A 22,321-nucleotide genomic window follows, 5' to 3' on the forward strand; every position below is an offset into this window, starting at 1 on the left:
TTGTTATATGCTTTATGTATTTTATATAAAATACGGTATGTGAAATTTTACATTTCCCCCAAAATAAAAATGCCTATTGTGACATCTTTATTTTTGTATAAAGTCTTTCATTACATAATATAAAACGGTAATTAAGACGATTGCGACGAAAAATGAGAACACTGCGACAATGTAGCCATCTTTATTTAATAAAATACAGAATGAAATAGATATTATAAAAATCGGAAATACGAGACGTACTTTATCCTTCACTTCTTCTGTCGTATCTGTATGATGAAAATACTGCGTTATTCCTATCATTAAAAAAGACAAAATAATAACCGACAATAGTAAAGGTCCTGGCATTCCGATTTCTCCTTTCTCTATTTCTAATTCAATGTAAAATTTTTTATTACAATTGTACGATTTATTTTTTCTTCAAACACACTTTTAGAATTGATAATGAACATTTCACACCTATATAATAGCGCTTTTATCATTATAACTTCAAATAATTACACTTACAGTAATGTTGTAATATTCCCCCTCAGTCTCTGAAATCCTGCAAAGATAACTCGTCAAAATATGCAGTGACCAAATTAATATTTACCGTCAACTTTTGACAAAATTTATAAAGGACATTTCAGTACATATCAAGAATTAAGAATAAGAAGATATGTAAGGGAGGATGCATTATGACTGAACAAGTTTTATTTTCTGTTAGTGAAAACGGCGTTGCGACAATTACTTTAAACCGTCCAAAAGCACTTAATTCTTTATCTTATGACATGTTACAACCTATCGGACAAAAACTTAAAGAGTGGGAACACGATGAGCGTATTGCACTTATCGTGTTAAAAGGAGCTGGCACAAAAGGTTTTTGTGCAGGTGGCGACATTAAAACTCTTTATGAAGCGCGTTCCAATGAAGTGGCATTGCAACATGCAGAACGTTTTTTTGAAGAAGAGTATGAAATTGATACATATATTTATCAATATACAAAACCGATTATTGCTTGTTTAGATGGAATTGTAATGGGCGGTGGTGTCGGTCTTACAAATGGTGCGAAGTATCGCATTGTAACTGAGCGTACGAAATGGGCAATGCCAGAGATGAATATCGGCTTCTTCCCAGACGTCGGAGCTGCATATTTCTTAAATAAAGCGCCTGGATATACAGGACGATTCGTTGCTTTAACAGCATCTATTTTAAAAGCTTCTGACGTATTATTTATTAATGCTGCAGATTACTTTATGACATCTGATTCATTACCAGAGTTTCTTACTGAACTTGAAAGTGTAAATTGGCATAAAGAAGATGATGTACATACTAATTTAAAAGAAGTTATTCGTACATTTGCAACTGCTCCAAACTTAGAAAGCGAGCTCGCTCCTTCATTAGAAGTAATCAATTCACATTTTGCTTTCGATACAATTGAAGAAATCATCCATTCATTGGAGAAAGATGAAAGTTCCTTTGCTCTAAAAACGAAAGAAACACTGTTATCAAAATCCCCTATTTCACTAAAAGTAACATTAAAACAGTTTATTGATGGACAAGATAAATCCGTTGAAGAATGTTTCGCTACGGACCTTATACTTGCTAAAAACTTCATGAGACATGAAGATTTCTTCGAAGGAGTACGCTCCGTTGTCGTTGATAAAGATCAAAATCCGAATTATAAATATAAACAGTTAAGTGACGTTTCAGAAGAAGATGTGAATCGTTTCTTTAACTTACTTAATGCATAAAATGAAATTGTCATGAGGGGATATTTTTTTCATCCCCCACCTAACTTCTTTGCTTCAGCTAAATCTTGTGTGGTGAAAATCTTACTACCCGCAAATAGCGGTATAAAATCGAGGCTATATAGTAGTGTAATTACAGCTACTATATAGCCTTTTTTATTTAATTATTTTTAATAAAATTTAATTTTATTAAATCCATTTTTGTGCTACACTGATTTTAATCAAATATTCTAAAAATAAAAAGGAGGGGCGGCTATGATAGAAAATTATCTTCTTTTCATCATTATGTCTATTTGCCTTATCATTTTACCTGGTCCAGATACAGCAATGGCTACGAAAAATACATTGGTTGCTGGTAAAGTCGGTGGAGTGAAAACAGTGTTTGGTACATGTATTGCACTATTAATTCATACTTTAGCTGCTGTAATTGGTCTTTCTGCACTTATTGTAAAGTCAGCTCTTTTATTTTCTATTTTCAAGTACGTTGGGGCTCTCTATTTAATATATATCGGTATTAAAGCCCTTTTAGCAGTAAGAAACAAAGAAAACTTAGATACAAATGATCTATCTTTGAATAATGAAAACGAACATACTTCTTGCTTTCGCCAAGGATTTCTTACAAATTTATTAAATCCTAAAGTAGCAGTCTTCTTTTTAACTTTTTTACCACAATTTTTAAATCCAAATCATAATACATTTATTCAACTTCTTGTAATGGGCCTTACTTACCTCGTTTTAACAGTCATTTGGTTTGCATTTTATATATTTTTAATTGATAAAATTAGTGCTTTTATGAAAAAACCGAAGACGCAACGTTATATTCAAGGGCTAACAGGAGTCGTCCTAATTGGATTTGGTATTAAACTAGCTTTTGAAAAAAATAATTAACAAGACGAAAACCACCACTATTAATAGTGGTGGTTTTCATCTAATAACTGATTTGGTTGTTTACTCTATATTAAAACCAGCGCTCAGTTACAACTTTTTTACGTGTATAGAATTGAACGCCATCTGTACCATTTGTACCTAAATCACCAAAGAATGAAGCTTTATTTCCTGCAAATGCGAAGAATGCCATTGGTGCTGGAACGTTTACGTTTACACCAATCATACCAGCATCGATATTATCACGGAATGTTTGTGCATGTTTACCATTTGACGTATAAATAACCGCACCATTTGCAAATTTAGATTGATTTGTTAGTTTAATACCTTCTTCTAAATCTTTAACACGTACAATACTTAATACTGGAGCAAAAATTTCATCTTGCCAAATTTTCATTTCTTGATTCACGCCATCAAAGATTGTCGCACCTACAAAGTAACCTTCTCCAACTTCTTCATTAATTTTACGGCCATCTACTAATAAAGTTGCCCCATCTGCTACACCGCTATTAATATAGCCTAAAACGCGCTCTTTATGAGATTCACGGATTAATGGTCCAACATAGTTATCTTCGTTAAAGCCATCGCCTACTTTTAATTTTTTCGTTTCTGCTACTAATACATCAATAAATTCATCAGCAATTTCATCCACTACTGCTACTACTGAGCATGCCATGCAGCGCTCTCCACTACTTGCAAATGCAGATCCAATTACACCTTGTACTGTTTTCTCAAGATTGCAATCTGGCATTACAATCGCATGGTTTTTCGCACCTGCTAATGCTTGTACACGTTTTCCGTGTTTCGTACCTGTTTCATATACGTAACGAGCTACCGGCTCAGAGCCAACGAACGAAACAGCCTGAATATCTTTATTTTCTAAAATGCTATTTACAACATCTTTTCCGCCTTGCACTAAATTTAATACGCCTTTTGGGAAACCTGCTTCATAGAATAATTCTACAAGTCGCTCCGCTAAAAGTGGCGTTCTTTCAGATGTTTTTAATACGAATGTATTACCGCAAGCAATTGCAAGTGGGAACATCCATAACGGAATCATCATCGGGAAGTTAAACGGTGTAATACCAGCAACAACTCCGATTGGGTAGCGCCAAATCGATCCATCAATTCCGCTAGCGATATTCGGAAGTGCTTGACCCATCATTAAATTTGGCGTAGATGTTGCAAGTTCTACCGCTTCAATACCACGCTGTACTTCACCTGTTGCATCCGTTAGCGTCTTACCATTTTCTAGCGTAATGATTTTTGCAAGCTCATCTTTGTTTTCTTGTAATAGCTGTAAATATTTATATAAATTTCTTGAACGATTTGGAACTGGTACTTTAGACCATGTTTCGAATGCTGCTTTTGCCGCTTCAACAGCTTTTTCAACATCTTCTTTTGGAGATAGTGGAACGTAAGCGATAATTTTTCCAGTCGCTGGATTTGGAACTGCTTCTACTTCCGTACCTGTCGATTCAACCCACTCACCGTTAATGTGATTTTTTACTCGTTTAATTTCAGTTGTAATCATTGTATTCTCTCCTTTGTATAATTTATTTTTGATTAGAAATTAATTGCTCGCTAACTTTCTTATATAAAGCAGCCATATCGTTTTCACCATATCCAGCTTGACTCGCTTCGTCATATACGTTTAATAACATTTCGCTTACCGGTAAATGGAGTTCGCTTTCCTTAGCTAAGTCAACTGCAAATCCTAAATCTTTCTTCAATAAGTTCACAGTAAATCCTGGCTCGTAGTTTTCAGGTGCTATAAAACTTTTATAATTACGTTCATAAATTCTACTTTGACCGTAACTTACATTTAAAATATCAAACATTTTATCTAAATCCATATTATTCTTTTTCGCTAATGTTAAAGCTTCACTCACACCAGCTGTATAAAAACCAATTAATAAGTTATTAATTAACTTAACAGTTGTACCACTATCAATCTGCTCACTAACGTGGAAAATGTTCGCGCCTAGTACGCCCATGATAGATTCCGTTTTCTCATATACGTCTTTTGATCCACCAACCATAAACGTTAATGTACGGTTTTCGGCTCCTATTACACCACCGCTCACAGGTGCTGCTAAAAAGTCTACTTTCTTTTCCTTTGCAGCTTCCTCTAACTGTTTGTTTAACTGCGGCGATACCGTACTTGTATCAATGAAAACTACATTCGAGTGACCATTTTCAAATAATCCTTCTGCTCCAAAATATACCGCTTCAACAGCGCGAGGTGAAGGTAAACTTGTAAAAACTACATCACATGTTTCTGCTAGTTTTGAGATTGATAGACCGATAATTCCGCCTTCTTTTTCAAAGGACGCTTCCGCCTCTTTATTTAAGTCCACGCCATATACTGTGTAACCTGATTTAACTAGATTTTTTGACATTGGAAGGCCCATGTTACCTAAACCGATAAAACCAATCTTTTTCATATCGCTTTCCTCCTATTTACACAATATATTTCCCGCGATTTATAATAGCTTTCGCAATTTCTCTCTTCTTCGTAAATACGTTCGTGTATAAAGGCACTAATAATTGACGGATTTCAGCTAAAATCACATGTCTATCTTGTTCTTCTGTGACAGCCGCTGAAAGTACAGAAATCGCCGCTTCTTCTACTTTACGGTATCCTTCTTCACAAATAACATCCGTTATTAATTGCTTCGTACGCTCTTTTTCCTCACCATTTTTACTTACCGCTTTTCTCGTACGTAAAAACGCTGATTCCATGACGTACACGTCCGTCAACATATTTGAAATTACACGTGAATATTCTTGTTCTTGGTCAATTTTTAGGCCTGGAGTTTTAGAGAGCGTTTTCAAAGATTGTTTCAACAATTTTTTCGCTAATAAAATGTAACGATGGTTTCTTTCTACATTTGCTACATCACTTTCTACTTCAGTATCTTCTAATTGTTCGATTTGCTTCATTAACATTTTGGCAACTGTTAATCTATTAATTTCGTTCGTTCCTTCAAAAATACGACTAATTCTAGCATCACGATATAATCGTTCTACCTCATACTCTTGCATATAACCGTAACCACCATGAATTTGTACAGCTTCATCTACGATATAAGCAAGTGTTTCAGAAGCATTTACTTTATTCAGTGCACATTCAATTGCAAATTGGGACATTTTCTTCATAAGATCTTCATCGCTCTCATGAATTGCTTCATCGATTACACCTGCCGTACGATAAGCTGCACTTTCGGCTCCATATGTAGCAATGATCATATTTGCAATTTTCTCTTGAATCATCGTAAAGTCTACTAATTCCGTTTGGAACTGTTTTCGCTCTTTTCCATATTGAACCGACAAACCAATTGCTTGTTTTGCTGTTCCAATATTTCCAAAAGCAAGTTTAAGTCTAGCAAAGTTAAGAATATTAAGGGCTACGTGATGCCCTTTCCCAACTTCCCCTAAAACATTTTCAGCAGGGATGACAACATCTTCTAAAATAAGAGTCGCTGTTGAAGAACCTTTAATCCCCATTTTCTTTTCTTCTAATCCAATAGATACACCTTCACATGTTCTTTCGACAATAAACGCTGTCATTCCTTTATTTGTCTTCGCAAAAACAACGTATACATCTGCCATATGAGCATTTGTAATCCATTGCTTCTCACCATTTAACTTCCAAGCTGTTCCCTCTTCATTCAATACGGCGCTTGTTTTTGCACTTAATGCATCCGAACCAGCATTTGGCTCTGTTAAAGCATAAGCCCCAATCCATTCTCCCGATGCGATTTTCGGTAAATATTTTTCTTTTTGCTCTTTCGTTCCATAATATATGTAAGGCAATGTACCGACACCAGCGTGTATATTAAAAGAAACGCTAAACGCACCAGCGTAACCCATTTTCTCTGCTACAAGACCTGAGACAGCCTTTCCTAACTCGAACCCGCCATAATCTTCTGGTACCTCAATGCCTAATAATCCAAGTTCCCCAGCTTTCTCAAATAATTGACGAGAAACTTTATAGTTATGTTGTTCAATATTCTCCATTTGTGGAACAATTTCTTGTTTAACGAATTGTTCTGTCGTTTTTGCGATTAAATCTTCATCACCTGAAAAATCTTCTGGTGTAAAGTAAGTATGATTTATATCTTTATTAAGTGAAAAGAATTCATCCCATGGTAACTTCGTTTTCTCCATATGTATCCCCCTATCATTCGGCTTTCATAGCTTTTTGCTTATGCTCGTCTACGATGAGTGGAATATCTTTTTTGAAAATAGAAGGCGATGATTTTTCACATCAAGCATTTTATTTTGCCAAAGATGTATTTTCATCGCCTTCGCTGCTTTATCTATTGATCTTCTGATAATACTGTTTTTGCAATACCAGTATCTAACTCTTCAAAGTCATGATATGAAATTGTTTCGTATAATTCACTTCTCGTTTGCATATTAGAAAGTGCATCTTTTTGAGAACCTGTTTCTTTAATTAAAGCAAACACATTTTCATACGCTTTCGCTGCAACGCGAAGTGAAGTTACAGGATAAATAACCATTTGGAAACCCATATTCGCAAATTCCTCTGCACTATAATATGGAGTTTTTCCGAATTCAGTCATATTCGCAAGCAAAGGTGCATTTACCTTACTATTAAATAGACGGAATTCTTCCTCTGATTGAAGCGCTTCAGGGAAAATTGCGTCTGCACCTGCTTTTACATATGCATTTGCTCTTTCAATTGCTTCATCTAATCCTTCAACGCCACGAGCATCAGTACGTGCTACAATGTATAAGCTCGGTGCAACTTCTTTAATCGCTTTAATTTTTTGAACCAATTCTTCTGTAGTAACAAGTTTCTTACCATTTAAATGTCCACATTTTTTTGGTAATTGCTGATCTTCAATTTGGACAGCTGCTACTTTCGCTTCCACCATTTCTACAGCTGTTCTCGCCACATTTAGTACACCACCAAATCCTGTATCAATGTCAACAAGAACAGGTAAGTCTGTAGCTCTTACTAAATCTCTTGCTCTCTCAGCCACTTCAGTAGACGTCACGATACCTAAATCTGGTAAACCTTTACTTGCAGTATAAGCAGCTCCTGATAAATAAAGAGCTGAAAAACCTGTATTTTTCGCAACAAGAGCTGCCATTGCATCATGAGCACCTGGAATTTGCAAAATTTCATTTGCTTCTACTAAAGCTCGGAATCGATTCGCAAGCTCCTCTTGTGTTGACTGTTTTTTCACAACCCAAGCCATTCTAAATTCCCCCCTATTATTAAATTAAGAATAGATCTACAAATTCGTTTACATTCATATTTTCTAGTTTTTCTTCATTTAAACAAACTTCATGAATTTGTTCTTGTTGCTTACTAGAATAATGACCTGCCATATTTGCAGTGAATTTTTGAACAACTTTTGGAATTGCTTCGTCTCTACGGAAGCGGTGACCAAGCGGATATTCACATTCCACATTTTCTGTTACTGTGCCATCTTTAAAGTGAACTTGAACAGCGTTGGCGATTGAGCGCTTGTTCGGGTCAAGGTAATCTAAACTGTACTGTTTGTTTTCAACAACAACCATCTTATTACGTAATTCATCTACACGTGGATCGTTTGCTACTGCATCTTCATAATCGTCTGCAACGATATCTCCTTTTAATAAACCAATTGCCGTAATGTATTGTAAGCAATGATCACGATCAGCTGGGTTATTTAATGGACCTTCTTTATCAATAATACGAATTGCTGATTCATGAGTTGTAATTGTAATACGGTCAATTTCATCTAATCTCTCTTTAATTTCCGGATGCAACTTCACTGCACATTCTGCAGCCGTTTGTGCATGGAATTCTGCTGGATATGACACTTTAAATAATACATTTTCCATTACATATGACTCTAGTGGTCTTGCTAATTTTAATTCTTGTTTATTGAATAATACATCTTGGAATCCCCATCCTGGCGCAGATAATGCTGTTGGATAACCCATTTCACCTTTTAGAGCAGTCATTGCAAGATGAACACCGCGGCTCGTTGCGTCACCTGCAGCCCATGATTTACGTGAGCCCGTATTTGGAGCATGACGATATGTACGAAGACTAGAATTATCAATCCACGCATGTGATAATGCATTAAAGATTTCTTCACGTGTTCCGCCAAGCATTTTCGCAACTACTGCAGTTGTTGCTACTTTTACATATAATACATGGTCAAGACCAACTCTGTTTAAGCTGTTTTCTAAAGCAAGCACGCCTTGAATTTCATGTGCTTTAATCATCATTTCTAATACTTCACGTACTTTTAAAGCTTCTTTTCCTTCTGAAATACGAACACGGCTAATATAATCTGCAACTGCTAAAATTCCGCCTAGGTTATCAGATGGATGTCCCCACTCTGCTGCAAGCCAAGTATCGTTATAGTCTAACCAACGGATCATACATCCGATATTAAATGCACCTTTTACTGGATCTAGTACATAAGACGTACCTGGTACACGTGTACCATTTGGCACGATTGTTCCTGGCACAACTGGTCCTAGTAATTTCGTACATTCTGGATATTGCAGTGCTAAAATTCCACATCCAAGTGTATCAAGTAATACGTAACGAGCTGTACTGAATGCTTCTGCACTAGTAACCTCTTTATTTAATACATAATCGGTAATCTCTTCTAATAATGCATCTTTTTGCTTAATTTCATTTGTTTTAATCATGCTATTCTTCCCTTTCTGTCGAAAATTCGTTATTATTAATGATGGGTGTCGGTCAAACACCCATCTGGCGGGCGGCGCTAACAACTCCCCAGTTGTTCTTATTTACTAAGTACATGTCGCTCGCCAATATAATTTACACGTGGACGGAACAAACGATTATTTGCATGTTGCTCAATAACGTGCGCACATAACCCCACTGTTCTAGAGCTAAAGAAGATTGGTGTGTAAAGTTGAATTGGAATACCTAGCATCCAATATACTGGAGCTGCATAATAATCAAGATTTGGATAAATTCCTTTTTCTTTTTCCATAATCTTTTCTCCAGCTTCACACATTTCATATAGTGTATAATCACCTTTTACATCACATAACTGTTTTAAAGCTTCCTTCATCATAAGTGCTCTTGGATCCATCTTCTTCATATAAACACGGTGTCCAAAGCCCATAATTTTTTCTTTGTTATATAGTTTCTTCTGTAATAACTCTTCAAATTTCTCAACATTACCAGCTTCTAAAAGCATGTACATAACCGCTTCATTTGCACCGCCATGTAAACTTCCTTTTAAAGATGCAACTGCACCTGTTAAAGCACCGTATAAATCTGATTGTGTTGATGCAATAACGCGAGCTGTAAATGTAGAGTTTGGCATTTCATGCTCACTATATAAAACAAGGGAACGATCAAAGATCTTTTCCTCAAGTTCAGTTGGTTTTTTACCAGTTAACATATAGAAGAAATTCGCACTATAAGATAATTCTTTAAGAGGTTCAATTGGCTCCTCATTATTTAAAATATGATAGCTATTCGCTACAATGTTTGGCACTTTACTTAACAGCTTGTACCCTCGGCTTTTATTCACTTCTAACGAGCGGTTTTCGATATCATTATCGTAACCAGCTAACGCTGACACACCTGTACGTAATCCATCCATGGGATGCGTCTCTTTAGGCAATGCCTTTAGTACGTTGAATACACCTTCTGGTACTGCATATTCTTCTTTTAATTTCTTTTCAAGTGTTACTTTTTCATCTTCATTCGGTAGGTGTTCCTCCAATAAAAGGTGCACAATGTCTAAATACTCTTTTGTTTTTGAGAGTTCGATTAAGTCATACCCTTGAATTACAATTTCACCTTTTACTGTGTCAAGAAACGAGATTTTCGTCTCCGCTGCCACTATACCATCTAATCCCGGGGAAAATTTCTCTTCAGCTTTCATCATTATTTCCTCCAATCCTAATAGATCTTCGTGCACATAACTGTAAGCCTTTACAATATTGTGAAACTACATTTCTATTTCAATGTATCAGAGTTTTTAGAAGATTTCAATTTATTTTATAATGATAAGTTTCCTACACTTTTCTTACTGTAACAATACAATTTTTTGAAAATAATTCTTATATTTTATAAAGAAAGGATAGACTTCTTTGCGTATTTTCAAAAACAAGATATAAAGATTTTTCATATAACACCGCCAAATATACAATTATTCTAATTTTATTTGAGAAATAGAAAAAACGAGCTGTACATAAATACAGCTCGTTACTATATGATATTTATTTCACTATCTCTTAAATATAATTTTTATATAAAACTTATTCATTTTTAATAAAGTTATTATTTTACATAATTAAATTGAATTTCTTCCATTTCCTCATGATAACTTACAAATAAATCATAGTTTTGAAAATACCAAAGATCATCAGAATCTACAAAAAATATAATACCTTCCTTCTCAACTGACACTATTTCGCCATCGGGTTTCTCAGCAACAACCCCTAAAGAATATCCGGGCTGAATTGAACTATCCCCTCCGTACCTTACAGTAAAACGTACAGATTCACCGTGCTTTATACGTAATTCTTCCTGGAACCATTGCAGAGCTTTACGATCAATTGAAATTCTCATCTTTATTCCTCCAGTTTACGCAAACTCTTTTTTTCCTAATCGTTGTTTTACAAAGAAGACGAAAATAATTAAGGCTATCAATGCTGAAATTGCACTCCCTGAAAATAAAATACGATAACCAAACATTTGTGAAACAACTCCAAGTAAAATAGCACCTAACCCGATTCCTAAATCAAACGCTGTAAAAAATGAAGCATTTGCAACTCCTCTTTTACTCGGATCGACAATTGTAAGCATTGCCGCTTGCAAAGCTGGCTGCGCTGAACCAAATCCAATACCGTATAATGTTGCTGCGATAATTACACCTATCAAACCATTTGAAATAGTTAAAACAACTATAGCTAAAATAGTAATACATAATGCTGGAAGTATAATGAATACTTCTCCATACTTATCTAATAGTTTCCCTGAAATTGGTCTTACAATTGTTAATGCAATTGCATATACAAGAAAGAAAGTTCCCGGGTTTACATGAATTGATGATGCAAATAACGGTAAAAAGGTTGTTATTCCTCCATATGCAAACGATAAAAAGAATACTACAATCGTGATTGTTAATACGGATTTCTCAAATAGCTGAATTTTCCCTTTTTCTTTTTGTGGCGTAAATGGGATCTTCGTTATTAATGATAATACGACTGCCATAAAAGATAACAACGTCGCTAATAAAAATAGACCATCAAATGAATAATTTTGCACAACCCATAATCCAATCATAGGTCCGATCGCCATTGCAATTGTCATCGCCATCCCGTACCAACCCATACCTTCACCGCGGCGTGAATCTGGAATAATATCCGTTATTGCTGTTCCAACAGCTGTTGTAGAAACAGCCCATGTTACTCCGTGAATAACACGTAAAACAGCTAAAAGGACAATAGTCGATGCTATATTATAGGAATACATCGTTAAGCCAAAAAAGATGAGTCCGAAAATAATAAAGGATCTTCTACCATATTGATCTAACATTCCTCCAATAATCGGTCGTATTACAACAGCAGCTATTGTAAACATCCCCATCATAAGTCCAACTTGCGATTCATTGCCACCTATCTCTTTAATAAAGAGCGGGAGCGTTGGAACAAGTAAATAAAATCCTGTAAATAAAAATAACATTGCGAAAGTCATTTGAATAAATGATTTCGTCCATAATCGTTCCATAAAAATACCTCCATACACTCGTAAAATATTACGATTAACACCCTCATTGTATATTTTTTTTATCTCTTTTCCCTCCGCAAATAGACGTATCTTTTCATATTAAATAGTCCACCATCAGCTTACATTAGTCTTAAGACTTTGTACGCATATTTTAAACGAAAGTCCTATATATGTACCTTTATACGTGTGAAAAGAATATACTAATTTATTATCACAACTTAGGAGTGATTATTTTATGTGGGTATTATCATCAAGAGTAACTGTCGCGGTTCCTTCGATACCCGAAATACATGCCCCCGCCGTTCATACAGCAAGTTCCGATGTCGGCATTGAACTTCCAGCAATTTGGCAACAATACCAATCACCAGGTCAAGCTACCCCTTCATTTTGGCATCATGGTGCCCATCCAAGTAGCACTACCTTTTATCATCCTAGCCACGCTCCACTACCTCAGGCTCAAGTCTTTTATCATTTCCCATCAATTTATTTTCAAAATTTCTATGGTACGTTTAACATTTAAAACACATCATTTCATAGCTACTACATTTAAACGAAAAAAGCACTTAAGATTGTAATTTTCACAAATCTTAAGTGCTTTTTAATATTTTTTATAAATTTTTCTTATTGCCCATTATTAGCAGGGGTCTCTCCTGCATTACCGCCAGTCTCTGGTTGTGTGGTCGCTGGTGGAGTTGTATTTCCTTGACCTCCTCCGTTATTTGCTGGAGGTGTCGTATTTCCTTGACCTCCTCCATTATTTGCTGGAGGTGTCGTATTTCCTTGACCTCCTCCATTATTTGCTGGAGGTGTCGTATTTCCTTGACCTCCTCCGTTATTTGCTGGAGGTGTCGTTCCTTGGCCATTTCCATTATTTTGTTCTTCTTGTTTCTTTTGTTCTTCTTGTTTCTTTTGTTCTTCTTGCTTCTTAAGTTCCTCTTGTTTCTTTTGTTCTTCTTGTTTTTTCAGTTCTTCTTGTTTCTTTAATTCTTCTTGCTTTTTCTCTTCTTCAGTTTTTTGCTGTTGATCTTGTTTTGGTTGCTCCGTTGTATCCGGTACGCTAGTATTTGGCGATGAATCACGTTTTTCACCTTTTATACGTAGCTCACTACCTTCTTGAATAACACTACTTGGCATTTTAAAGCGTGATTTATCTGTAGCCATTTCGCTCATCATTTCTTTAAAGATCAACTGTGCAATTTTCGTATTTTTACTACTAATATACTCGTCTTTACCATCTTTCATATACCCAGTCCATACTGCCATCGTATATTGCGGTGTATATCCAGCGAACCAACTATCACGAGTTGCACTTTCTGGAATTTTATATTGAGCTAATTGCTTTGATGAATAGTTTGTCGTACCCGTTTTACCAGCTACATCTAAAGAGCCTACATTTGCCGATGTACCAGTACCTGATGTAACTACAGAACGAAGCATATCAGTAATCATGTATGCTGTAGAATCTGTCATAACTTGTTTTGGTTTTTGTCCAAAACTTTGTGACTTACCGTCTGGATAAACGACTTTCTTAACAAAATGCGGTTTCGTATATTTACCTTCATTACCAAATGCCGCATAAGCACCCGCTATTTCAGTTGGCGATACTTCATTTGTACCAATCGCTGTCGATTCTGTCGGTGCTGTATTAAATGTAATACCTAGTTTCTCAGAGAATTCTTTCGATTTACTAATCCCTACTTCTTTTGCAGTTTTAATTGCAGGAATATTACGCGACATTTTTAATGCTTCACGCATTGTAATTGGACCCATATGACTTCTATCTGCATTTCGTACTTCTTGTCCCGTTGAATACTTAAATGGAGAGTCATCAATTTGATGGTACGTAGCCCATTTTAAATATTCAATTGCAGGAGCGTAGTCGAAAATCGGCTTCATCGTTGAACCAGCTGCACGATCTAATTCAATTGCCATATTATGCCCTTTAAATACAGCTTTATTTTCTCCACGGCCACTACCTATAGCACGAACTTCTCCTGTTTTCGTATCCATAAATGTGAATGCACCTTGGAATTTATCGTTCGGATAATCAATGATATTATTATTTAAAATATTATCTGCAAGTTTCTGTGCTTTCGGATCTAACGTTGTATAAATTTCTAAACCGTCAGAACCGATATTAGCATCTGGTAATTCTTTTTCTACTTCTTTCACAACTGCATCCATAAATGCAGGGTATGGCATTGTTTGTAGTTGAGCTGCAGGCTTAAGCCCCTTTTCTACGTCAACTTTTGATGCTTCTTCCATTTCCTGTTTTGTTATATATCCATGTCGGTTCATTAAACTTAGAACAACATTTCTTCTTTCTGTTGCTTTTTGAACATTTTCTTTTTTCGTTGGATCATAGTTATTCGGTGCTTTCGGTAAACCTGCAAGCATCGCAACTTCTGGTAATGTTAAGTCCTTCAATTCTTTACCATAGTAGTTTTGTGCTGCTGTTGCGATCCCATATGAACGGTTTCCTAAGTTAATTTTATTTAAGTACATCTCTAATATTTCATGTTTTGAATACTGTTGTTCTAGCTTATAAGCTAAATATATTTCTTGCGCCTTACGCTTTGGTGTTTTGTCCATTGATAAGAAGTAGTTTTTTATAACTTGCTGTGTTATCGTACTTCCACCTTGAGAACCATAATCCCCTTTAAGACTTACTAGAACAGCACGGGCAGTACCTTTAAAATCTACTCCGCTATGCTCATAAAAACGTGAATCTTCTGTCGCTAAAAATGCATTTTCTACTAATTTAGGTATTTGCTCATACGTAACATTCGTCCTTTTTTCTTTTCCATATTCATATACCAAATCCCCGTTTTTATCATAAATTTTTGAGGATAACGGATTAACAAGTTTTGCTTTCTCAAGTTTTGGTGCATCCTTAATCATTACGAAAAAGGTAGCAACCCCCGCCACTAAACCAACAATACCAAGTAATAAACAAGTAATTAAAAACTTGCGAAAGAATGATGTTTTACCTTTTGGCTTTTGTGTTTTAGAAGCTGGTTGTTTTTTCTTTTTAACTTGTCGTCGTTCCTCTCGAGAACGATAATTTTCTGACATGTTACTTTCTCCTGCCTTTCAATTCTCCCGTTGATTTACTTAAAAATATTGAGGTCACTTTCTAAAATAAATTTGATTAAGAAAGTATATTGACCTGGAGCATTCAATATTTTCCCAATTCACAGATTATAAATTTTAGAATACTTCTTATACAAACTATTTTCACTTCTATTTTTCCTAATAACGCTGCCCCTTGAAGCATAGAATGTAAAAAGTGAATTTTTAATACCTCGTATAAATAATATACCTTTTTTTCAAATGGTCAATATTTTCTTATTTATAAATCAAAGGTGAAATAAAAATAGCACAACGATATGTACTTCGTGTGAACTTCCTTATAATTACGTATAACAAACATTTAATATATTGCATATAAGTATAATACCTCTTAAATTATAAGGATTTCAACATCACAACCTCAACATCTACAAAAAAGTATTAAAAATAAAAAGTGAGGAGTTGCGTAATGATGAAGCTATCTCCCGTAATTTCAAAAAATATAGTTGCTGTTGGTTATAATCCTTTTTCTATGATTTTGCGAATCCAATTAAAGAATGGTATGTACGATTTCTTTAATGTACCAGAAAGTATTTATACTGGCCTATTACATGCACAATCTAAAAGTTATTATCATAATACTTACATTAAAAATTCTTTCCGCCACACAAAAATCTAAACTTAACACCCACTAAAAAAGAAAGGAGGTTAATCCTCCTTTCTTTTAAAAACATTTTGCAGATGAATTATCTTCGATTCCTCTTATTAATTTCATCATATGCTTGAATTTGTTTTTTCAAACGCCGATCAGCTTTTTTATCATGCACTACAAGAATTGCATGTATAACTCCTGGAACCCAAAATATTAATGTTAATATGAAATTTATGATTGCCTGAATTGGTTTTCCACAAAATAATACAGCAACAGGTGGAAGAAGAATTGCTAAAAAATACATCATCCCTTGAAAACTCCTTATTTTGTATTTTATATATCACTTTTCAAAATATACGCAAAAAAACCTACTACCATTTTAATCTTAACCTACCTCTAAAATCAATGTATCTCCTTCTATTTAAATAAGTATTTCAGACTTTTTATTGTTTTCTAGCCTATTTTCTTCCTCTATTGCAGTTACTCCAATTGCAGAAATTAACGTTCCTATCGCTTGTATCCAAATACCAATGAGTGCAATGATTCTCTCATCCTTCTTATCAAAAATACTATCTTCATTTTCTCTCTCATCTTTCAATACATTTGAAACACCTTGATACGCTTGTAATCCAGCCCCTAAACTTTGCATGGAGTTACCCAGTATAATAATTTTCTGTAATACATTTATATCCAACAAAGCTGCTTCTACTCCTAAAAAAGCACCGATCGATTGTAAACTGTTCCCTGTAATGATAAGATAATCATTTTCTTTCAATTGTTCATTTATATTAAAATATGTTCCTATTACATTTGATATATTGCCTAATGCTAATAACTCAATTCCTATTTGATCAAGTAATTTACTTTGATTCTCTAAGCCTATATTTTGATTTTCTCTTTTTTCTTCCCCATCATCATAATTGCTCGCAATGATTTGTAATATATATCCGAGGGCTTGTAATGAGCTTCCTACAATAACAAGATCCGATTCAACTTTCTCTTCTCCAATAAATCCTCTTGTCGTTCCAATAGCAGCTGTAAGATTCCCTCCCACTTGAAACCATGCCCCTGTCACTTTTAAACTGCTTGGATTCATTTTTATCACCTATTTAAATATTTTCTAAAGCTTTCAAAACAAACAAATCTCACACTTAATCTTTTATTTTATTTTTTAGATGTAATTTTGTGAATGATATAATGTGCTACTAATATAAAAGCACCTTAAAGGTGCTTTTTATATGCATGCTGGGCATGTCAATGAATCTCCATTTTTATCTATTGTTATATTCAATATATATTCAATTGCTTTATGTGACCAAGTTTCAGGTGTAGGCGATTCATTTATATATTGTGGCGCACATGACTTCAGCATTGGAGTACTAATATTCCCTCCAGGATCTAAAGCAACTACAGCCATGCCATGGGGTAATTCCAGGGCCATAGATTTAGTGATACCTTCAATAGCAAATTTCGAGGCACAATATGGCGCAAGCTCAGCCTCACCTTCTCTCCCCCAACTAGAACTCATATTAATGATAATTCCTTCTTTCCTAGCTACCATCGCTGGAACAAATGCTCTTATTACATTTACTACACCATTCACGTTTACATTCATTACATTTTCGAATTCTTGAGCCGTAATTTTCCAAAGTTGTGCATTTTGATTTACAATCGATGCATTATTTATTATCATATCGGGAGCTGTATGTGTATTAAGTATATAATTTGCCCAATTGTTAACTTGCTGAGAATCTGAAACATCAATTACTTGGAAATCATGTATTTTACTGTACTGTTTTTTTAGTTCTTCAATTTTATCTTTTGAACGTCCACAACCATATATGTTCCACCCTAATTCATGAAATCGATCAACCATCGCACGCCCTAACCCTTGTGTCACGCCTGTAATAATTACAGATTTACTAATTTCTTTTCGCTTCATTTCTCTCATCCTCCTTCCCTATATCTTACTCTCTTCATTTTTATTCAGCGATTTACTATAGTATCAACTCAACTCATACTTTAGTAATGGTTTTGATATTGTATACATAAACCAAAAAAGTAACCATCATGGTTACTTTTTGCTATATATCTAAAAATTCATTGTTTATTTCATTATTGTTTTTACATTTCAACTTCTCTTTTCCACATTTCTCACACTGGTAAATATAAACTACACCTAATGTACCTTTTTTAAAATCCTCATTATCCTGCATCTTAATAAAAACATATTTATGTTTACAATGCGATTCACCCAAATAATTTTTAAACCACTTTTTCAACACAACACATTCCACCTTTATGATAGAACCTTTATTTAGCTGCTTTATTACATACTTTTATTTAAATGTTCAATCTCATCTTGCAACTTTTTAAATTGCTCAAAATGCATGGTAATAGATTGGCTACTACCATAATCAACATTTTGTTTCACTAATATAACACCCGTATCATGAAAAAGCGCTTCAAGTTCTTTCCTAATAGACACTTTCGCAATATGAGCTGTTTTAATTGCAGATAAAATTGCAATTTCATTAAACTTTAATTTTATTTCATTTGGACAAAATGCGTCTTCAACTAATATAACTTCATTACTATAAATTAGTGCAACAAGATTACTTGATTTGGCATCTGTTAAATCAACTTTTTTCATAATATCTTTCATTACATTTTGCCTCCTTTATTTTCATATATATCGATTATACAAATTTTTTAAAAAAATTACTCAACTTTATTATATTAATTTTAACACACTTTTATTGAAATCCATGCTCCAAACGTTTTACTATTCCACAATTTTTATTATATGAACCATCTGGACTATAACTCCATATAGTAATGTTAACAACTTATTATAAAGCAGGTGAAAATTATGCCATCAGTTGTAGGAAATTTAGTTGTACAAAATAGTAATGGATCATTTAACTTAGGTGATTTCTACAACGTTTCTCCGAAAGAAAATACGAAAGCTTATAATGGTTCCGGCGCATCAAACGTTGGTTTTGTTGTTAATACTTTTAGCGGTGTTAGCGCGACCAATACATTTGATTCTGACCTTGCAGATCAAAACCAAGTGGGTACAGCCTAATCTTATGTTCAACTTTTTGTATAGAAAATTTTAATTTGTCTATACTATAATCAGGCTGTTTGACAGCTCTTATCGATTTTGGAGTACCCTATCTTTTTCTCCCTTTCCCTGGGGCTCAGCAGCTAGCACAAAGCTAGCTGCTTTTTCTTATATTATTTGTCTCATAAATCAGAAATAAAAAAAGCTGCCATTTAAATATTCAGCTTCTTTTACATTATTTCAATAATATCCATAGCGTTAAATACGTAAGTTTTATAAAAGGCGTCTGTACAAATTACAATTTGTTTTACCGGATTGATATGTACAACAGTCATGTAGCTTGTTAATATGTAACCATCTTCAAAATATGTTACCAATATTTCTTTCTCAGACAGTAATGACGTTAATAATTTATCAGAAATCCTCTCTTTTGCTTCATTTGTTAAAAGCGGTTTTTGTACTTTTAATTTCTCTCCAATAATCTTTCTCATATTTAAAAGTTGTTCGGACATTACTGTAAACGGAACCCACTCTCTTTCTTCTTTTTGTATCTTTACATCGTTCATTTTTTATCTCCTTGATCATTTATACATTTATTTATTCATGCTATCCCTTAGTTATTTTTAATACTTACTAAACTCGAATTTACTTCTAAACTATAATTAGGTTACCTCTCAAAAGAACATTCGTTCTTATTATACACGAACTTACGTTCCTTTGAGAAGAGCTATACTTATTATTTCTTAACAAAAAACATAATTTTATTTATCTCCATATTTTTTCCTTTATCAAATAAACTTTTCATTTCTTATATAAAATGCATATAAAAACTAAAAGGCGACTTCACACAAAGTGAAATCGCCTTTTTCTAAAAAATATTCAAAGCTTATTTTTCTATCCTAACTAATGTTCTTTCTGGAATACATAATTCATCTATATTAAAATGATTTATTTTTAAGTTCAATTCCCCTACTCGTTCCTTATCTTCATCACCAACCCAACAACTAAATAATTCGAAATAGTCTCCATCTTCCAAATAACTTTCCATAATCTTGCATAAAGTTAAAAGTTTTTCTTTCGCTTCTTTTTTTTCCTTTACATTTTGCCACTCGACAAGTTCAATTCCCCAATTAGTTGAAACCTCATATGTGTAATTTGTTTGGAATTGATAATCTTGTACAATTTCAAGCATACTTTCATCTGAAAAACACGGTCCAAAAACAATTACATCATTAGAATCTGGATCCGTTAACGGAATTTCTACATTACAGCCTGTGTAACTTGCTAAACTCATTTTATACTCCTTCAATATTCGTATAAAAAATACTTCATAGTATATTTATTTACTCAAATATAAAATCCCTGGCTAAACGAAAAAGTTTTAAATTTTTATCGTTTATTAACCATCTATAACTGAAAACATATACTATGATGAACGAACTCACAAAGCATAAGAAAAGAGAGCATTTACAACACTCTCTTTTCTTACATACTCTATGGAACTTTACAAAACTGAATCAGTGATTTTTATTATTATATTTTATTACATATACTTAGGTTGTACTATTATATGTAACTCTCTCTCTGTATCCGCTTTTTTCGGATGACGAAAATAATTAAGTTCGTACTTTAACACTTTATACTCAACCATCCCAATTTTAATCCCTTTCGTTTCTTTTAATATAACTAATAAATCACTTATATTTTCATCATATGACTCAAAAATTTTCGCTCCGCCCTCTCCTTGAAAGATTACTTTCATATATTCTCCCCACCTTAATTTATTGATGTGGTAAATGATGCGTTTAAAACGATTCATTCTTTATCCTAAAATTTTCACAACAAAAAGAACATCCTTTCCAATCGAATGCTCAGCTTTTTACTAATTATCCATGTTAAATATTTATTCAAAAACATTATATGTATTATTTTTTAAATTATGTTCGATATTCATTATTAAAGAGTAAATATATGTAATAAACTTGCATAATGAAAACCGTAAAATATCCACTTTCGTTGAAATAATTATAAACCATAATTTCCCATTGTAATTCTTAATATTTAAATGTAATATTGTATTGTCTTACTATCTATTTATAACTCACACACTAATTAGAAAAGGGAACTCTATATGAGTTCCCTTTTCTAATTATGATTACAGTCATTATTTCTTTTCTAGAAATTTAAATGTATCTTTAAATTCTTTATTATTCACTTTAATATCAGCATCTTTCAATAAATCATTGACTACTTGTTGTTTCCATTTACCTGTCGTATCTTGTAGTCTTTGTTGTTCTATATCTTTACGAATTTTATCCTTCACTTCATCAAATGGCTTCAATTCTTTTTTATCCGTCACTTTAATAATATGGTAACCGTAAGTTGTTTTAACCGGATCACTTACTTGGCCTGCATCTAATTTATACGCAGCTTCCTCAAATTCTTTCACTGTTTGCCCAGGAGCAAAACCAGATATTTCCCCGCCCTGTTCCTTTGAACCAGTATCCTCTGAATACTGTTTTGCTAAGGCAGCAAAATCTTCACCATTATTTACTTTCTCCTTTATTTCTTTAGCCGTTTTTTCATCTTTCACTAAAATGTGACTTACTTTCATTTCTGGTTTATAGTTATTTTTCACATCTTTATCTGTAACTGTTGCTTTAATCGCTTTCTCAAATGCAATTTCTGGCTTCATTTTTTCTTTTAATTCATCTTCGTTTTTCAATCCAAGTTGTTCTAAAGTCGATTTAAAGTTCTCACCCATTTTATCTTTTGCTTCTTCTACTTTCTTTTTTGCTTCCTCATCTGAAACTTTATATTTATCTAACAATGCCTTACTTAACATCATTTGATATAAAGTACTTTCTCCATATTGTTGTCGTAATTCTTTACTTAATTCTTTCTCTGTAACATTCCCTACTTTTGATGTTACTACGTTGTCTGAGGAACCACATGCAGATAATGCTAGCATCACGCATGAAATAATTGTTCCAATAAATATTTTTTTCTTTTTCAATTCAAATACCTCACTTTTATCATTATACAAATTAACTATACACAGTCATTGTGAAAACAGTGTGTTTTCTACATGTAATTCATTTCATATGAGTAGACTATGTATCATGTATTTTCATTTTTAAACGTAAAGAGTCTTCTTACTA

The 22,321-nt window shown here is 33.7% G+C and carries 24 protein-coding genes; 5 read left to right on the forward strand and 19 right to left on the reverse strand.

Features of this window, described 5'->3' with window-relative positions; all coding sequences use genetic code 11:
* Positions 1–87: 87 nt before the first annotated feature.
* Positions 88–345: a hypothetical protein gene (locus ACUN13_RS12570; protein WP_001119404.1), complete on the reverse strand. Its 258-nt coding sequence runs from the start codon at positions 343–345 to the stop codon at positions 88–90.
* Positions 346–674: 329 nt separating this feature from the next.
* On the opposite strand from ACUN13_RS12570, the gene ACUN13_RS12575 reads away from it, so the two are divergent.
* Together ACUN13_RS12575 and ACUN13_RS12580 are read left to right on the forward strand one after the other, a co-directional pair.
* Positions 675–1,730, forward strand: coding sequence for an enoyl-CoA hydratase/isomerase family protein (locus ACUN13_RS12575; RefSeq protein ID WP_000139777.1), 1,056 nt, complete (start codon positions 675–677; stop codon positions 1,728–1,730).
* 252 nt (positions 1,731–1,982) lie between these two features.
* A complete protein-coding gene (locus ACUN13_RS12580; protein WP_000572360.1) occupies positions 1,983–2,615 on the forward strand; it encodes a LysE family translocator in 633 nt (210 codons plus the stop codon).
* A gap of 70 nt (positions 2,616–2,685) precedes the next feature.
* Here ACUN13_RS12580 and ACUN13_RS12585 read toward each other — a convergent pair whose 3' ends face one another.
* From ACUN13_RS12585 to ACUN13_RS12620, 8 genes are all read right to left on the reverse strand, one after another.
* Positions 2,686–4,146: a CoA-acylating methylmalonate-semialdehyde dehydrogenase gene (locus ACUN13_RS12585; RefSeq protein ID WP_000633344.1), complete on the reverse strand. Its 1,461-nt coding sequence runs from the start codon at positions 4,144–4,146 to the stop codon at positions 2,686–2,688.
* Between the two features lie 22 nt (positions 4,147–4,168).
* Positions 4,169–5,059 (reverse strand): NAD(P)-dependent oxidoreductase, encoded by an 891-nt coding sequence (locus ACUN13_RS12590; protein ID WP_000719409.1) that lies wholly within the window; start codon positions 5,057–5,059, stop codon positions 4,169–4,171.
* Positions 5,060–5,075: 16 nt separating this feature from the next.
* Complete coding sequence (locus ACUN13_RS12595; protein WP_000415995.1) at positions 5,076–6,785, reverse strand: acyl-CoA dehydrogenase family protein; 1,710 nt, start codon at positions 6,783–6,785, stop codon at positions 5,076–5,078.
* 152 nt (positions 6,786–6,937) lie between these two features.
* Positions 6,938–7,846: a methylisocitrate lyase gene (gene prpB, locus ACUN13_RS12600; RefSeq protein ID WP_000312639.1), complete on the reverse strand. Its 909-nt coding sequence runs from the start codon at positions 7,844–7,846 to the stop codon at positions 6,938–6,940.
* Positions 7,847–7,865: 19 nt separating this feature from the next.
* Positions 7,866–9,302 carry a 2-methylcitrate dehydratase gene (gene prpD, locus ACUN13_RS12605; protein WP_000598123.1) on the reverse strand — a complete coding sequence of 479 codons (1,437 nt, stop codon included), beginning with the start codon at positions 9,300–9,302 and terminating at the stop codon, positions 7,866–7,868.
* 98 nt (positions 9,303–9,400) lie between these two features.
* Positions 9,401–10,522 carry a citrate synthase gene (gene mmgD, locus ACUN13_RS12610; protein ID WP_002041090.1) on the reverse strand — a complete coding sequence of 374 codons (1,122 nt, stop codon included), beginning with the start codon at positions 10,520–10,522 and terminating at the stop codon, positions 9,401–9,403.
* A gap of 395 nt (positions 10,523–10,917) precedes the next feature.
* On the reverse strand, positions 10,918–11,208 hold the full coding sequence (locus tag ACUN13_RS12615) for a HesB/YadR/YfhF family protein (protein WP_001222842.1): 291 nt from the start codon (positions 11,206–11,208) through the stop codon (positions 10,918–10,920).
* A 15-nt stretch (positions 11,209–11,223) separates the two neighbouring features.
* Positions 11,224–12,369, reverse strand: a complete 1,146-nt coding sequence (locus ACUN13_RS12620) for an MFS transporter (RefSeq protein WP_000440662.1) — start codon at positions 12,367–12,369, stop codon at positions 11,224–11,226.
* A gap of 235 nt (positions 12,370–12,604) precedes the next feature.
* Here ACUN13_RS12620 and ACUN13_RS12625 point away from each other — a divergent pair, with 235 nt between their 5' ends.
* A complete protein-coding gene (locus tag ACUN13_RS12625) occupies positions 12,605–12,889 on the forward strand; it encodes a hypothetical protein (RefSeq protein WP_000270101.1) in 285 nt (94 codons plus the stop codon).
* Positions 12,890–12,990: 101 nt separating this feature from the next.
* Here ACUN13_RS12625 and ACUN13_RS12630 read toward each other — a convergent pair whose 3' ends face one another.
* A complete protein-coding gene (locus ACUN13_RS12630) occupies positions 12,991–15,444 on the reverse strand; it encodes a PBP1A family penicillin-binding protein (protein WP_445423807.1) in 2,454 nt (817 codons plus the stop codon).
* 466 nt (positions 15,445–15,910) lie between these two features.
* On the opposite strand from ACUN13_RS12630, the gene ACUN13_RS12635 reads away from it, so the two are divergent.
* Positions 15,911–16,120 carry a KTSC domain-containing protein gene (locus tag ACUN13_RS12635; RefSeq protein ID WP_000977081.1) on the forward strand — a complete coding sequence of 70 codons (210 nt, stop codon included), beginning with the start codon at positions 15,911–15,913 and terminating at the stop codon, positions 16,118–16,120.
* Positions 16,121–16,187: 67 nt separating this feature from the next.
* On the opposite strand, the gene ACUN13_RS12640 is transcribed toward ACUN13_RS12635, so the two are convergent.
* From ACUN13_RS12640 to ACUN13_RS12660, 5 genes are all read right to left on the reverse strand, one after another.
* Positions 16,188–16,400, reverse strand: a complete 213-nt coding sequence (locus ACUN13_RS12640) for a YqaE/Pmp3 family membrane protein (protein ID WP_445423808.1) — start codon at positions 16,398–16,400, stop codon at positions 16,188–16,190.
* A 114-nt stretch (positions 16,401–16,514) separates the two neighbouring features.
* Positions 16,515–17,189, reverse strand: coding sequence for a DUF6944 family repetitive protein (locus ACUN13_RS12645; protein WP_001070038.1), 675 nt, complete (start codon positions 17,187–17,189; stop codon positions 16,515–16,517).
* Between the two features lie 138 nt (positions 17,190–17,327).
* Positions 17,328–18,035 carry an SDR family oxidoreductase gene (locus ACUN13_RS12650; RefSeq protein WP_409531878.1) on the reverse strand — a complete coding sequence of 236 codons (708 nt, stop codon included), beginning with the start codon at positions 18,033–18,035 and terminating at the stop codon, positions 17,328–17,330.
* A gap of 142 nt (positions 18,036–18,177) precedes the next feature.
* On the reverse strand, positions 18,178–18,378 hold the full coding sequence (locus ACUN13_RS12655) for a hypothetical protein (protein WP_000915148.1): 201 nt from the start codon (positions 18,376–18,378) through the stop codon (positions 18,178–18,180).
* 44 nt (positions 18,379–18,422) lie between these two features.
* Positions 18,423–18,758, reverse strand: coding sequence for a hypothetical protein (locus tag ACUN13_RS12660; protein ID WP_000651907.1), 336 nt, complete (start codon positions 18,756–18,758; stop codon positions 18,423–18,425).
* A gap of 207 nt (positions 18,759–18,965) precedes the next feature.
* Between ACUN13_RS12660 and gerPF the strand changes: the two genes are divergently transcribed.
* Positions 18,966–19,181, forward strand: coding sequence for a spore germination protein GerPF (gene gerPF / locus ACUN13_RS12665; RefSeq protein ID WP_001141569.1), 216 nt, complete (start codon positions 18,966–18,968; stop codon positions 19,179–19,181).
* A gap of 209 nt (positions 19,182–19,390) precedes the next feature.
* On the opposite strand, the gene ACUN13_RS12670 is transcribed toward gerPF, so the two are convergent.
* The 4 genes from ACUN13_RS12670 to ACUN13_RS12685 form a co-directional block, all read right to left on the reverse strand.
* Positions 19,391–19,726: a YolD-like family protein gene (locus ACUN13_RS12670; protein ID WP_002024004.1), complete on the reverse strand. Its 336-nt coding sequence runs from the start codon at positions 19,724–19,726 to the stop codon at positions 19,391–19,393.
* A 320-nt stretch (positions 19,727–20,046) separates the two neighbouring features.
* Positions 20,047–20,454: a hypothetical protein gene (locus tag ACUN13_RS12675; protein WP_086411576.1), complete on the reverse strand. Its 408-nt coding sequence runs from the start codon at positions 20,452–20,454 to the stop codon at positions 20,047–20,049.
* Between the two features lie 249 nt (positions 20,455–20,703).
* Positions 20,704–20,922 (reverse strand): hypothetical protein, encoded by a 219-nt coding sequence (locus ACUN13_RS12680; RefSeq protein WP_000864275.1) that lies wholly within the window; start codon positions 20,920–20,922, stop codon positions 20,704–20,706.
* 402 nt (positions 20,923–21,324) lie between these two features.
* Complete coding sequence (locus ACUN13_RS12685) at positions 21,325–22,176, reverse strand: peptidylprolyl isomerase PrsA (protein ID WP_000727348.1); 852 nt, start codon at positions 22,174–22,176, stop codon at positions 21,325–21,327.
* Positions 22,177–22,321: the final 145 nt, after the last annotated feature.

The organism is Bacillus cereus group sp. Bce041, from assembly GCF_052646455.1.